Origin of the sequence: Rhodoferax bucti (assembly GCF_005876985.1) — a bacterium.
In the GTDB taxonomy this organism is placed as follows: Bacteria; Pseudomonadota; Gammaproteobacteria; order Burkholderiales; family Burkholderiaceae_C; genus Allorhodoferax; species Allorhodoferax bucti.
The window spans coordinates 924,869-937,704 of the sequence record NZ_VAHD01000001.1 but is presented as its reverse complement, the minus strand read 5'-3'; the positions used below and the strand labels follow the sequence as shown (position 1 = coordinate 937,704).

Annotated in this window: 10 protein-coding genes; 4 read left to right on the top strand and 6 right to left on the bottom strand. The window is 63.3% G+C overall.

Annotated elements, in window-relative coordinates; all coding sequences use genetic code 11:
• Positions 1-72 precede the first annotated feature (72 nt).
• Positions 73-1,122, top strand: a complete 1,050-nt coding sequence (locus FDM28_RS04475) for an LLM class flavin-dependent oxidoreductase (RefSeq protein WP_138513430.1) — start codon at positions 73-75, stop codon at positions 1,120-1,122.
• On the opposite strand, the gene FDM28_RS04470 is transcribed toward FDM28_RS04475, so the two are convergent.
• Positions 1,094-1,960 carry a pirin family protein gene (locus tag FDM28_RS04470; RefSeq protein WP_138513428.1) on the bottom strand — a complete coding sequence of 289 codons (867 nt, stop codon included), beginning with the start codon at positions 1,958-1,960 and terminating at the stop codon, positions 1,094-1,096. The genes FDM28_RS04475 and FDM28_RS04470 overlap by 29 nt on opposite strands.
• A 74-nt stretch (positions 1,961-2,034) precedes the next feature.
• Between FDM28_RS04470 and FDM28_RS04465 the strand changes: the two genes are divergently transcribed.
• Both FDM28_RS04465 and FDM28_RS04460 read left to right on the top strand, forming a co-directional pair.
• Complete coding sequence (locus tag FDM28_RS04465; protein ID WP_138513426.1) at positions 2,035-3,210, top strand: GGDEF domain-containing protein; 1,176 nt, start codon at positions 2,035-2,037, stop codon at positions 3,208-3,210.
• Between the two features lie 40 nt (positions 3,211-3,250).
• Positions 3,251-5,215: an ATP-binding cassette domain-containing protein gene (locus FDM28_RS04460; protein ID WP_138513424.1), complete on the top strand. Its 1,965-nt coding sequence runs from the start codon at positions 3,251-3,253 to the stop codon at positions 5,213-5,215.
• A 104-nt stretch (positions 5,216-5,319) separates the two neighbouring features.
• Here the strand turns inward: FDM28_RS04460 and FDM28_RS17840 are convergent, their stop codons facing one another.
• From FDM28_RS17840 to FDM28_RS04435, 5 genes are all read right to left on the bottom strand, one after another.
• Positions 5,320-5,973 (bottom strand): PEP-CTERM sorting domain-containing protein, encoded by a 654-nt coding sequence (locus FDM28_RS17840; protein ID WP_138513422.1) that lies wholly within the window; start codon positions 5,971-5,973, stop codon positions 5,320-5,322.
• A gap of 25 nt (positions 5,974-5,998) precedes the next feature.
• Positions 5,999-6,589: a PEP-CTERM sorting domain-containing protein gene (locus FDM28_RS18070; RefSeq protein WP_276611852.1), complete on the bottom strand. Its 591-nt coding sequence runs from the start codon at positions 6,587-6,589 to the stop codon at positions 5,999-6,001.
• Between the two features lie 159 nt (positions 6,590-6,748).
• On the bottom strand, positions 6,749-9,094 hold the full coding sequence (locus tag FDM28_RS04445) for a response regulator (RefSeq protein WP_138513420.1): 2,346 nt from the start codon (positions 9,092-9,094) through the stop codon (positions 6,749-6,751).
• A gap of 38 nt (positions 9,095-9,132) precedes the next feature.
• Positions 9,133-9,990, bottom strand: a complete 858-nt coding sequence (locus FDM28_RS04440) for a phosphate/phosphite/phosphonate ABC transporter substrate-binding protein (protein ID WP_138513418.1) — start codon at positions 9,988-9,990, stop codon at positions 9,133-9,135.
• Positions 9,991-10,049: 59 nt separating this feature from the next.
• Positions 10,050-11,339, bottom strand: coding sequence for a CaiB/BaiF CoA transferase family protein (locus FDM28_RS04435; protein WP_138513416.1), 1,290 nt, complete (start codon positions 11,337-11,339; stop codon positions 10,050-10,052).
• Positions 11,340-11,484: 145 nt separating this feature from the next.
• Here FDM28_RS04435 and FDM28_RS04430 point away from each other — a divergent pair, with 145 nt between their 5' ends.
• A complete protein-coding gene (locus FDM28_RS04430; RefSeq protein WP_240791886.1) occupies positions 11,485-12,804 on the top strand; it encodes a GH1 family beta-glucosidase in 1,320 nt (439 codons plus the stop codon).
• Positions 12,805-12,836: the final 32 nt, after the last annotated feature.

Below are 12,836 nucleotides of genomic sequence, written 5' to 3'. Positions count from 1 at the left end.
TTACTGCACCGCAACAATAGCCCCATCGGACTACCCGCCGCATGGTTTTGCCGCATTCGCGACAATCTCACCATGTCCTCACACCACCTCCCCCGCCTTTCCATGCTTGATCTGGTTGCCGTCCGCGAAGGCGGCACGGTGGGGCAGGCCTTGCAAATCGCTTTGCGCACTGCGCAGCATGTGGAGGCGCTGGGTTTCGAGCGCTACTGGCTGGCAGAGCACCACAACATGCCGGGCATCGCCAGTTCTGCCACCGCTGTACTGGTGGGCCATATTGCAGGCGGCACCGAGCGCATCCGGGTCGGGTCAGGCGGCATCATGCTGCCCAACCATGCGCCGCTGGTCGTGGCCGAAGCGTTTGGCACCTTGGCCGAGTTGTACCCGGGCCGCATCGACCTCGGCCTGGGCCGCGCCCCCGGCACCGACCAGGCCACCATGCGCGCCCTGCGCCGCAACAAGGTCGAACACGAAGACGATTTCCCGCGCGACGTGGCCGAGCTGCAAGCGCTTCTGGCGCCCCTGCAACCGGGGCAAAGGTTGGTCGCCATGCCTGGCGCGGGCACGCAAGTGCCCATCTGGCTGCTGGGCTCCAGCCTGTATTCGGCCCAACTGGCCGGCCACTTGGGGCTGCCTTATGCGTTCGCATCCCACTTCGCACCACGCTATCTGCACCAGGCGATTGCGATGTACCGCAGCCTGTTCAAACCGTCAGCCTCACTGGCCAAACCACATGTGATGGTGGGAGTGCCGCTGGTCGCGGCGGAAACGGACGAAGAGGCCGAGCTACTCGCCAGCAGCATTTACCAGCGGGTGCTGGGCATCCTGACCGGGCAACGCGGGGCCCTGCCCCCGCCCAAGCCGCAGTTCCTGCAACAGTGCCCACCCGATGCACGGGCCGCCATCCAAGACTTTCTGGGTGAAGCTGTTATCGGCGGGCCGGACACCGTGCAGCAAGGCCTGCTGGCAATGGCAGACGCCACCCTTGCCGACGAGCTGATGCTGGTCTGCGACATCTACGACCCCGCCTTGCGCCTGCGCTCCCTGGACATTGCGGCGCACGCCATGCGCCAGGCTGCCGAAGACAGTGCGAAAGTCAGGGACGCCGCGCCGGCAATGGGATGAACTCGGTCTCGCCCGGCACAGTGGGGAAGCGCTGTGCCTCCCATTCGTCCTGGGCCTGGAGAATGCGTTCCTTGCGGCTAGACACAAAGTTCCACACCATAAAGCGGTGCCCCAGCGGCGCCCCACCCAGCACCATCAAACGCGTGGCCTCTGTAGCACGGACCACGGGCTCAGCCCCTTCGTCCAGCACCAGCATCTGCCCAGCGGGCAGCGATGCGCCTTCTACTGACACGTCCGCGTCCACACTGTAAATACCCCGCTCCACCGCGGCCGCAGGCACTGCCAGCGACGCACCGGCCTCCAGCTCTATCGCCAGGTACAGGGTGGGCGACAGGGTCGCCACGGGCGACGTCGCGCCGAACGCACTGCCCACCAGCACCCGCACCGTGGCGCTGGGCAGTGCGACCACCGGAATGGCGCTGGCAGGGGTATGGGCGAAAGCCGGGGCATCCTCCTCATGCTCGGCAGGCAGGGCCGACCACAGCTGGAAACCATGGCTGCGGCGCTCGACATCGCGCAAGTCCTCCGGTGTGCGCTCGGAGTGGACGATGCCCCGCCCTGCCGTCATCCAGTTGATGGCGCCGGGCTCAATGCGCTGCACCACGCCCGTGGAGTCGCGGTGCATCATGGCGCCCTCGAACAGATAGGTCACCGTGGCCAGCCCGATATGGGGGTGCGGACGCACATCGTGGTTGTCGCCGGGCCGGGCGGACACCGGGCCGAAATGGTCAAAAAACACAAACGGGCCGATGGCCTGGCGCTGCACCGAGGGCAGCACGCGGCGCACGGTGAAACCACCACCCAGATCATGGGCGCGGGGAATGATGGGGCTGCTCATGAAACTCCTCGGTAAACCCATAGTGGCAACAGGCCCATGGTAGCAATTCCGCTCTGCTAAAGTCATCGCTCCTTATGAACAGCCCCTACCTCCACGACCTGCGTCTGTTGCTGCAACGGTGGCGCATCGAGCACACCCAAGTGGCAGACGAAGCGTCCGCCGCCAACCTGCGCCGCATGCGCTGGCTGGGGCCGGTGGTGGTCGGCATCAACGCCTTGCACGCCCTGGTGTTTCTGGTACTGACGCTGCAAGCCGCGCCGGGTGACCCGCACACCCGCTGGAAGCTGGGCCTGTTTCTCATCCACACCGGCATGGGCCTGGCCTTGCTGTTGTGCACCTGGGGCGCCTACCGCCTGCGCCACCAGCAGCGCAGCCTGTCCGGGCGTTGGCTAGAGCTCGTGTCGGCCGCCACGATTCTGGGTTTTGCCATCGCTATCGTGTGTGTGGACCAGTGGATCACCCCCAGCATCACCCCGTTTTTGATGGCCAGCCTGGGCGTCAGCCTGGCGCTCTACCTCCGGCCGCTACCGGCCACATGCCTGTATGTGGCAGCGTATCTGGGCTATTACGTAGCCTTGGGCTGGACGCAGGCCGACCCCGAAGTGTTGCTCTCCAACCGCATGAACGGCATCACCGCCTGCATCATGGGCTGGGCGCTGTCTGCGCTGCTGTGGCGCAAACACGTGACGATTGCGATGCAACGCCGGCAACTGGAGAAAGCCCACAGCGACTTGCAGGACAAGCAGCGTGAGCTGGAGCGCCTGACGCGGCAGGATGGCTTGACCGGCCTCTTCAACCGCAACACATTTGTGGAGCTCAGCCGTAGCGAGCTCCTGCGCGCCCAGCGCCAGGGCAGTGCCACCACCATCCTGCTGCTGGATCTGGACCATTTCAAACGCGTCAACGACACCTGGGGCCACCCCGCCGGCGATGCAGTGCTGCGCCAGGTCGCCACCCTGGCGGCACAAACCGTGCGCAGCACCGACCTGGTGGGGCGCTTGGGCGGCGAAGAATTCATTGTGCTGCTACCCCACACCTCCGAAGAGGCCGGCCGCAAAATCGCCGAAAAGCTGCGCCAGCGGTTGGAAGCCACCCGCGTGGTGTGGGAGGGCATCCACATCCCCGTGACCGCCAGTTTCGGGGTAGCCAGCGCCCCGGCCGCCGCCAAGCGGGACTTCGACAGCCTCTACACCGACGCCGACAAGGCGCTCTACCTCGCCAAGCAGCGGGGGCGCAACCGGGTGGTCTGAAAATAAGGGCTTGAAAGCGCTGCGGGGATAATCGCGGCACATGGCACTTATTACTCTTCTTGACGCCCAGCTGGCTTTTGGACACGTTCCACTCCTCGACCACGCTGATTTTTCCCTCGAAACCCAAGAGCGCGTGGGCCTGATCGGCCGCAACGGCGCCGGCAAATCGTCCATGCTCAAAATCCTGGGCGGCATGGAGCGGCCCGACGACGGCACCCTGCAAGTCCAAACCGGCACCCGCATTTCCTATGTGGCGCAAGAGCCGCAGCTCGACGCTGACGCTACGGTTTTTATAGCTGTTCGCGCAGGTTTGGAGCGCGTTATCGGCTTAATTGAGCAATATTGCGCAGGTGAAGGCGATCTGGACGCCATGCAAAGCGAAATCGAAACGCTGGACGGCTGGAACTGGGAACAACGTGTCAACGAGACCCTGCAGCGCCTGCACCTGAACCCCGAGGCCATCGTGAGCGCGCTCTCCGGCGGTACCAAAAAGCGCGTGGCCCTGGCCCAGGCGCTGGTCGCCCAACCCGATGTGCTGCTGCTCGACGAACCCACCAACCACCTGGACTTGGACTCGATTGAATGGCTGGAAGGCCTGCTCAAGGAGTTCAAGGGCTCCATCATCACCATCACCCACGACCGCTCTTTCCTGGACAACGTGGCCACCCGCATCGTGGAGCTGGACCGCGGCAAGCTGATGAGTTACCCCGGCAACTTCGCCGCCTACCTGACCCAAAAGGAAGAGCAGCTAGCGCAAGAGGCGGTCATCAACGCCAAGGCCGACAAGCTGCTGGCTCAAGAGGAGGTGTGGATCCGCAAGGGCGTGGAGGCGCGCCGCACCCGTGCCACCGCCCGCATCAACCGCCTGCAAGAGCTGCGCGCCAACCGCGAAGCCCGCCGCGAGGTGATGGGCAGCGTGAACATGGACGTCAACAGCGGCGACAAGAGCGGCAAGCTGGTGTCCGAGATGGTGCATGTGAGCAAGACCTTCGGCGACCGCATGATCGTCAAAGACTTCACCGCCACCATTCTGCGCGGCGACAAGATCGGCCTGCTCGGCCCGAACGGCGCGGGCAAGACCACCTTGCTCAAGCTGATTTTGGGCGAACACCAACCCGACCCGGCACCGGCCAATGCGCCCAAGCCCGAACCCGGCCACAGCCCTTGGGGCACGGTGCGCCTGGGTGCCAACGTCACGGTGGCCTACTTCGACCAGATGCGCAACGCGCTGGATCTGGACGCGACGCTGGAAGACTTCATCAGCCCCGGCTCGGAGTGGATCGAGATCGGTAACCAGCGCAAGCACGTCAAGAGCTACCTGGGCGACTTTTTGTTCTCACCGGCCCGCGCCACCTCACCAGTGCGGTCCTTGTCGGGTGGCGAGCGCAACCGCTTGCTGCTGGCCCGCCTATTTGCCCGCCCGGCCAACGTGCTGGTGCTGGACGAACCCACCAACGACCTGGACATCGACACCCTGGAGCTGCTGGAAGATCTGCTGCAAAGCTACGACGGCACCGTGTTCCTTGTCAGCCACGACCGGACCTTTCTGGACAACGTCGTCACCAGTACCATCGCATTTGAGGGCGATGCCAAGTGGCGCGAGTACGAAGGCGGTGTGAGCGACTGGCTGATCCAGACCAAGCGCGCTAACGACATTGCCGCCGCCCAAGGCAAAACTCAGGCCAAGCCCTTTAACTACGAGCGCGAGCAGCTACAAAAACAGGAGCAGGCTGTAGCCAAGGTCAGCGCCACTGCGCCTGCAGCCCCGGCACCAGCCAAGGCCCGCAAGCTGAGCTTCAAGGAGCAGCGCGAGCTCGATGGTCTGCCTGCCGCCATCGCGGCCCTGGAAGCCGAGCAAAAAGACATTGCCGCTGCGCTGGCCGACGGCAGCCTGTTCGCCAAAGACAACGCCCGCGCACTCGCCTTGAGCGCGCGCAATGCAGAGATTGACGAAGCGTTGTTGGCGGCGCTGGAGCGCTGGGAAGAACTAGGCAAGCCGGCCTAAGCCTGCAGCTCTTGGCAACTGAAGTTGCCAGCACTCTACAAATGGAAAAGGGCTTGCTACTGCAAGCCCTTTTTTTGTGCTTCCGTGCTTTACAGCACCGGGAATTACGCCTGTTTGCGACGGCGGCGGGCCACTGCCCCCATCAAGCCCAGACCCGCCAGCAACATGGCATAGGTTTCTGGTTCTGGCACAGGGGTTGTCAACTCCATTCGAAATGCCAAGTCACCACCCCAATTGAGGCCATCCCAGTTTGCACTCGTCAGCTTGGAGGGATCGTTTTCATTGTTGAAATAAACGAACTCCCCACCTGCATATTCATTTGAATTTACAAGTCCCCATTTGTTGGTGCCCCTTGATGCCGTTTGCAGACCAGAGGTACTAAAAAATGCAACGTACTGTGTGTTGGCAGAGAGTTGCAGGCTTGGGGTGCTAACTGCGATTTTTTCAAAACCGTCATAGCCGTAGCTAAAATTCAGCACGGGGCTAGTCCACAGAATGCTACTGGCTTTGCTGCCATCCCATGCCCCGACGTAGGCTTTGAAATCCTGATCCAAGTCGGTCATTGCAAAGGTGAAAGACTTCAAAACCGTGTCAGTAGCACCAGTGGTGAAAGTTTGACCGTAAGTAGCGGTATCCGGATTCCCCCATTCCCAGACAAAATTATTCCCGTTCCAAGCAGAAAAAGTTTCAATGGTGGTTGCGGCTTGGGCTGTAAAAGCTACTGTCAATGCAGCAGCGAGTGCAATTTTTTTAAACATGTGATTTCTCCGGATTCTTTGAAACTCAAGCGCGCTTGTTGCGACGACGGGCAACAGCTCCCATCAGCCCTAGCCCCGCCAACAGCATGGCGTAAGTTTCCGGCTCAGGAACTGCAGCGGCAATTGTGAGTGTGTCCAAAGCGAAAGTGGCTTGAGTTCCGTTGTAACCCAGGTGAGGTGTTCCACCGAAAGAAGTGAAGCTCACCGAGTCCACATTGCCCAATCCGAAAGCGATGTGGGTCGGGGATGTTGCACTCAAGGTGTAAGTCGTCGAGCTGACGGTGCTCCCGCCCAGCTTGCCAACTACGGTGACAGACAGGCCATCACGCCATCCTGCGGTGAGATCTGCCCCAACCAATGAAAAAGGAGTTGCGCTCGAAATGGTGGCCACACCAGCGCCTTTGTTAAAGGCAACAAAGCTACCGGAAGTTGCCGCCAACTTCAAGCCGGAAGATGGCAAGCTTGCTGTGTTCAGCGCAGCAAAGCCGCTCCAATTCAAACCACCAAAGGCAGTGAACACTTGTCCGCTGACTAGCCCGCTTTCAAACGTTACCGGAGCGGCACTAGCAATTGAAGTCAAGCTAGATAACGCCAAAGTAGCCATCAATTTTTTCATCTTCATCCCTATCGGAAAATTTCGGATAGCGCAATTTTCTTGCTTGCGACCGACGGCAACAATAGTCCGTTTAGCCCACATACCCTATGTTTACAACGCCGAGACCGACGAAGCGTTGATGGCCGAGCTGGAGCGCTGGGAAGAACTCGGCAAACCCGCTTAAAGCGCCGGCCGCCCTGTGAAATGCCGCAGGGTGGCCACCAAATGGTCGATCTCAAAGGGCTTGCCCACGTGGTCGTTCATGCCGGCGGCCAAACAGGCTTCGCGGTCTGAGGCCATGGCGTTCGCCGTCATGGCGATCACCGGCAGCTCAGCAAAGCCGGGCAAAGCGCGCAGAGTGCGGGTGGCCTCATAACCATCCATCACCGGCATTTGCACATCCATCAGCACCGCATCAAAGGCTTCCGGCTGGGCGGTGAGCAAGTCCACGGCGATGCGGCCGTTGTCTGCCAGGGTGATGTCGGCACCCTCTTGTTTAAGCAGGCCTTTGGCCACCAGCTGGTTGATTTTGTTGTCCTCCACCACCAGCAGCTTCATGCCTTGCAGGCGCTGCGGCTTGGCCAGGGTTTGCGGGGCCGCCGGGTTGGCGCCTGTGGCGGCCGTGGCGCTGGCGGCCTGGGCATCCATCACCGCGTCCAGCAACATGGACGCCGTGACGGGCTTGACGAGAAAGCCATTGAGCAGCGCCTGCTCATCGGCGGTGCGCTCGGCCATCATGGCGCGGCCATTGGCACTCACCATCAGGATGAGCGGGCCATTGACTTGCGTGGCTTCCCGGATGCGGCGGGTGGTTTCCCAGCCGTCCCACTCGGGCATGCGCCAGTCCATGAAGATCACCTGGTACGGCGCTCCGGCCTCGCGCCGGGCCTGCACCTGGCGCAGGGCCTCGGGGCCGCTGTCGGCCACATCCACCTCCCAGCCCAGGGAGCGGGCCATGGTCGCCAACAGGGTGCGGGCAACGAGGTTGTCGTCCACCACCAGCGCACGCTGCGCCAGCAAGGGGTGGCGGGGGCTGACCAGTTCAACCGGCGGCGCCAGCTGCAGCGGAATGGTGAAGAAAAAGTTGCTGCCTTCGCCGGGGGTGCTGTGCAGCTGCAGGGTGCCGCCCATCAGCCCGACCAGGCGCTGGCAAATCGCCAGCCCCAGCCCGGTGCCACCAAAGCGCCGGGTGGTGGAAGCCTCCGCCTGCGAAAAGCCGCTGAAGATGTGCGCCTGGTTTTCGGGCGCAATGCCGATGCCGGTATCCGACACCGCAAACTCCACAAATGCGCGGTCACCGTTGGTCGCTTTCAGGCGCAGCCGGATCACCACCTCGCCTTTCTCGGTGAACTTGACGGCGTTGCCGCCCAGGTTGATCAGCACCTGCTGCAGGCGCATGTCGTCGCCCACCACTGCGTGGGGCACGGCAGGGTCCACATCAAACAGCACCTCGATGGTTTTGCTGCCCACGTTGGCCGAGAGGATGACGGACAGGTCGCGCAGCAGCTGGTCGGTGCGGAAGGGGCGGGGGTCCAGCGTCATCTTGCCGGCTTCGACCTTGGAGAAATCCAGAATGTCGTTGAGCAGGCTCAGGAGCGAGCGGGCCGCGCTGGCCGTGTTGTGGGTGTAGCCGCGCTGCTTGTCGTTGAGTTCGGTGCCATCCAGCAACTGCAGCATGCCCAGAATCGCATTCATGGGGGTGCGCAGCTCGTGGCTCATGTTGGCCAGAAACTGGCTCTTGGCCAGGCTGGCCTGTTCAGCGGTCACGCGGGCCTTGTCGGCGGCGAGCTTGGCCTGCTCCAGCGCTGCACGGCCGCTTTCGCGCTCGTGCACCAGCACAGCGGTCTGGTTGAACATGGTGACCAGGCTCTGGATTTCGGCCGGCGCGCCGTCAATCACCAGCGTCTCTGTCTGGCCGTTGCCGGCGCCCAGGGTCTGCACCACCTCGCGCAGGCGCTCCAGACCGCCCAGCCAGTGGTTGAGCGCCCAGCGGATCAGCAGCAGGCCCAGGATGAGGCTGGCCAAGCCCACGCCGGACACCAGCACGGTGATGGACCACAAATCGGCAGCGACCTCGCCCGCGTCGTACTGCAGGCGCAGCAAGCCATAGTCTTTGCCCCCCACCGACACCGGGCGGTTCACATCGTCCAGGCGCTGTTCCACCCAGGTGGTGATGAAGGCGGGCGTGGTGTGATCTGCCGCCCCCTGGCTTTTGGCCACCACGCTGGCGCCGCTGGTGTCTTTGAACATGGCGGTAGAGAACACCGAGCCCTGCACGCCTTTTTCGAGGATGCGCTTGACGGTGTCGTAGTCGCCGATCACCACGCTGTCCTGCACCGACTGGGCGACCACCTCCATCAACATCACCGAGGAAGACTGGGTCTCCTCGATCTGCTTGCGGAACTCGTAGCTGATAAAGGCTGTCAGCCCTGCCGCCACAAAGGTGAGCAGCGTCGCGGAGTAGATCGCAAAAATGCGGTTCGTCAGCGTCGCCGGGATGAGGCGGTCCAGAAAGCGTGCAGGCATGGTGGCGTGGCAGGTGTCCGTGGGCAGGTGGAAGGCCCTTAGCGCAGGTTGGGAGGAGCCGTCTTGTAAAAGTTGCGGTAACTGCTGTATTCGCTGCCATTAGACGGCACAAAGCGGGCCGTGGGCAACAGGCCTACCAGGTTGCCGGAGGCGGCCAGGATCTTCACCCCTTGCACGTCTTTGCCCATGTCGGCAAACGCCTTGCTCACGGCCCTGAGATCTTTTTCCGGCACGTTGCGCGAGGCCATCAGCGCCAGGTCATACAGCGGCTCGGACTGCCACAGCACCCGCAGCTTTTTGCCCTCGCGCTTGGCCCAGCCTTCGGTGAGCTGGGAGTTGGCCCCCACCGCCTTGGCCTTGCCACTGGCGAGCTGGGCAAAAGCGCCGTCCATATTGCCGCCGAACACCACCTCCACCGGCACGTTGCGGTTGATCAACTGCGCATAGCTGAACTTGTAGGCCACCAGCGCCTCGGGGCCGGGAAAGGCCACCGGCTGGTTGGCCAGTTGCTCCAGCTTTTGGTAGGGCGAATCGGCCAGCACCACGATTTGGCTGTGGATGGGCGGCGTCTCGCGGCGGCCAAACACCTTCCAGCCGAGCTGATCGCGGTCGGGGCTGAACAGGTGGTTGGAAAACACAAACTCCACCTCGTTGGCCAGCACAAACGCCGTGGTGTCAGCCGAGGTGCGCCCGATTTTGAGCTGCAGCTTCACCCCGCTTTTGGCGGTGATGTATTCAATGATGGGGTTCCAGTACTTGGCGGTGAGCTCCAGCCCATACTGGTTGACCGGGGAGAAGCGGTACACCGGCCCCTCCTGGGCCTGGACAGCCCCCCAGGACATCAGGCCCGCCAAGGCCAGCAACGATTGGGTCAGTACCCCACGACGGTAGTTCATAGCGTCTCCACGACAAGTTGTAGTTCAGCGGGCAGCGCAGCCGCACTGTCCGGGCCAGTCTACACAATGCCACGGGCTTGCAAGTCTTGTATTTGATGTGCATCAAGCCCCAACTCCGCCAGGACGTCGCCGGTGTGCTCGCCCAAGGCCGGTGGCGGGTAGCGCAACTGGGTGGGCGCAGCTGACAAGCGCATCGGGCTGGCCACGCTGCGAATGCTCTGCGCCCCGCCATGCGCTATGATTTCAGGAGCTGCTTGCGCAGATTCCACGTGCGCTAGAGGCTGATGGAGCACCAAACCCCGGGCCTGCACCTGCGGGTCGGCAAAGGCCCGCGCCAGCGTGTTGATGGGGCCGCAGGGCACGGCTTTGTCTTCCAGCAGGGCAATCCAGGCCTCCGTGCTGCGGGTGCGGGTCACGGCTTGCATCAGCGGGACCAGCACGGCGCGGTTTTCGACCCGCCGCGTGTTGGTGGCAAAGCGGGCGTCTTGTGCCCACTCGGGATGCTCCGCCGCCTGGCAGAAGCGGGCGAACTGCCCGTCGTTGCCCACTGCCAGCAACATCGCGCCGTCCAGCGTGGGAAAGTCCTGGTACGGCACTAGGCTGGGGTGCGCATTGCCAGTGCGCACGGGCTCCACCCCGGTGTTGAGGTAGCCGGCGCCCTGGTTGGCAAGAATGGCCATGCCCACGTCCAGCAAGGCCATGTCGATATGCTGGCCCTCGCCGGTACTGTGGCGCATTTCCACCGCCGCGAGGATGGCACTGGTGGCGTACACGCCGGTGAACACATCGGTAATCGCCACACCCGCGCGCTGCGGGCCGCCACCGGGCTCGCCGTCCGGGCGGCCGGTGATGCTCATCATGCCGCTCATGGCCTGGATCATCAGGTCGTAGCCCGCGCGCTCGGCGTAAGGCCCGGTCTGGCCGAAACCGGTGATGGAGCAGTAAATCAGGCGCGGGTTCAGGGCCTTCAGGCTGGCGTAGTCCAGCCCGTAGTGGGCCAGCCCACCGACCTTGAAGTTCTCAACCAGCACATCGCTCTGCAGGGCCATCTGGCGGATCAGCGCCTGGCCTTCGGGCTGGGCCATGTCGATGGTGATGGAGCGTTTGTTGCGATTGCAGGCGGTGAAGTAGGTGGCCTCTGACGTGGGCCGCCCCTCGGCATCCGGCACGAAGGGCGGGCCCCAGTGGCGGGTGTCGTCACCGGCCTGGGGGCGCTCCACCTTGATGACATCGGCCCCGAGGTCGGCCAGCATCTGGGTGCACCAGGGCCCGGCCAACACGCGGGAAAGGTCCAGAACCTTGAGATGAGAGAGTGCGCCTTGCGGGGCGGCGGTGGAAGAGGTGGTCATGCCGGCAGCCAGAATGGGGGAGGCCCATGGTAGCGCGCAGGGCCGGATTGACATGGGCGATTTCACCCGTAAAATTCGCACTTGAAAACGATTTCAAATGAGAATAACGCAAGGACGCAACGTGACCCTTCCCGAGACTTCCCCCGTGGCCCCTGAATCCCTCCGCTTCCCCGCCGATTTCCGCTGGGGCGTGGCCACCAGCTCGTACCAGATCGAAGGCGCTGCCGCCCAAGGGGGCCGCGGTCCGTCCATTTGGGACACGTTCTCCAAAACCCCCGGCAAGGTGGTGAACGGTGACACCGGCGATGTGGCCTGCGACCACTACAACCGCCTGGAATCCGACCTCGACATGATCCAGAGCCTGGGCGTAGACAGCTACCGCTTCTCGATCGCCTGGTCCCGCGTGCAACCGCTGGGCTATGGCGCCTGGAACACCGAGGGGCTGGATTTTTACGAACGCCTGGTCGACGGCCTGTTGAAGCGCGACATTGCCCCCTACGCCACCCTTTACCACTGGGACCTGCCGCAGGGCCTGCAAGATTTGCAGCAAGGCTGGGAAGCCCGCGACACCGCCTACCGTTTTGCCGACTACGCCGAGCGCATGGGCCGCCTGCTGGGCGACCGCGTGGCCAGCATTGCCACCCACAACGAACCCTGGTGCACCGCCACCCTGGGCTACGACCTAGGCGTGTTCGCCCCGGGCAAGAAAGACGTGCCGGCCATGCTGCGCGTGTCACACCACCTGCTGCTCTCGCACGGGCTGGCGCTGCAGTCCATGCGCGCGGCCGGCGTGAAAGCGCCGCTGGGCATTGTGCTCAACCAGTCGCCTACCACCGCCGCCACCGACAGCCCCGCCGACCAGGCCCGTGCCCAGCGCGAGTACGACCGGTTTGTGCGCTGGTACATGGACCCGATCTTCAAGAAGGCCTACCCCCAAGGCCCGGAGCTGGCGCAGCCCGACAACATCGAGGCCGGAGATTTCGACATCATTGCCCAGCCCCTGGACTTTCTGGGTATCAACTACTACACCCGCATCTGGGCCAGCACCAGCACACCACCGGTGCCCGCGCCCAACCAGGACGGCGTGTCCGACATGGGCTGGGAAAACTACGCGCAAGGCCTCTCAGACCTGCTGCAAGGCATTCACCGCGACTACACCCTGCCCCCCATTTACATCACGGAAAACGGCTACGCCGAGGCCGACAAGGTGGTCGATGGCCGTGTGAATGACCCCGGCCGCCAGGCCTACATGCAGACCCACTTGCAAGCGCTGCACGAGGCCATGGCGGCGGGTGTGGATGTGCGCGGCTTCTTTTACTGGAGCCTGATGGACAACTTCGAGTGGGCCTGCGGCTACGACAAACGCTTCGGCCTGGTGCATGTGGACTACGCCACCCAAGCGCGCACCCTGAAAGACAGTGCCCTGCGCTACCGGGCGTTCATCGCCAGCCAGCGCAAGCGTTAAACAAAAAAGGCCCTCGGGCCTTTTTTACGTCT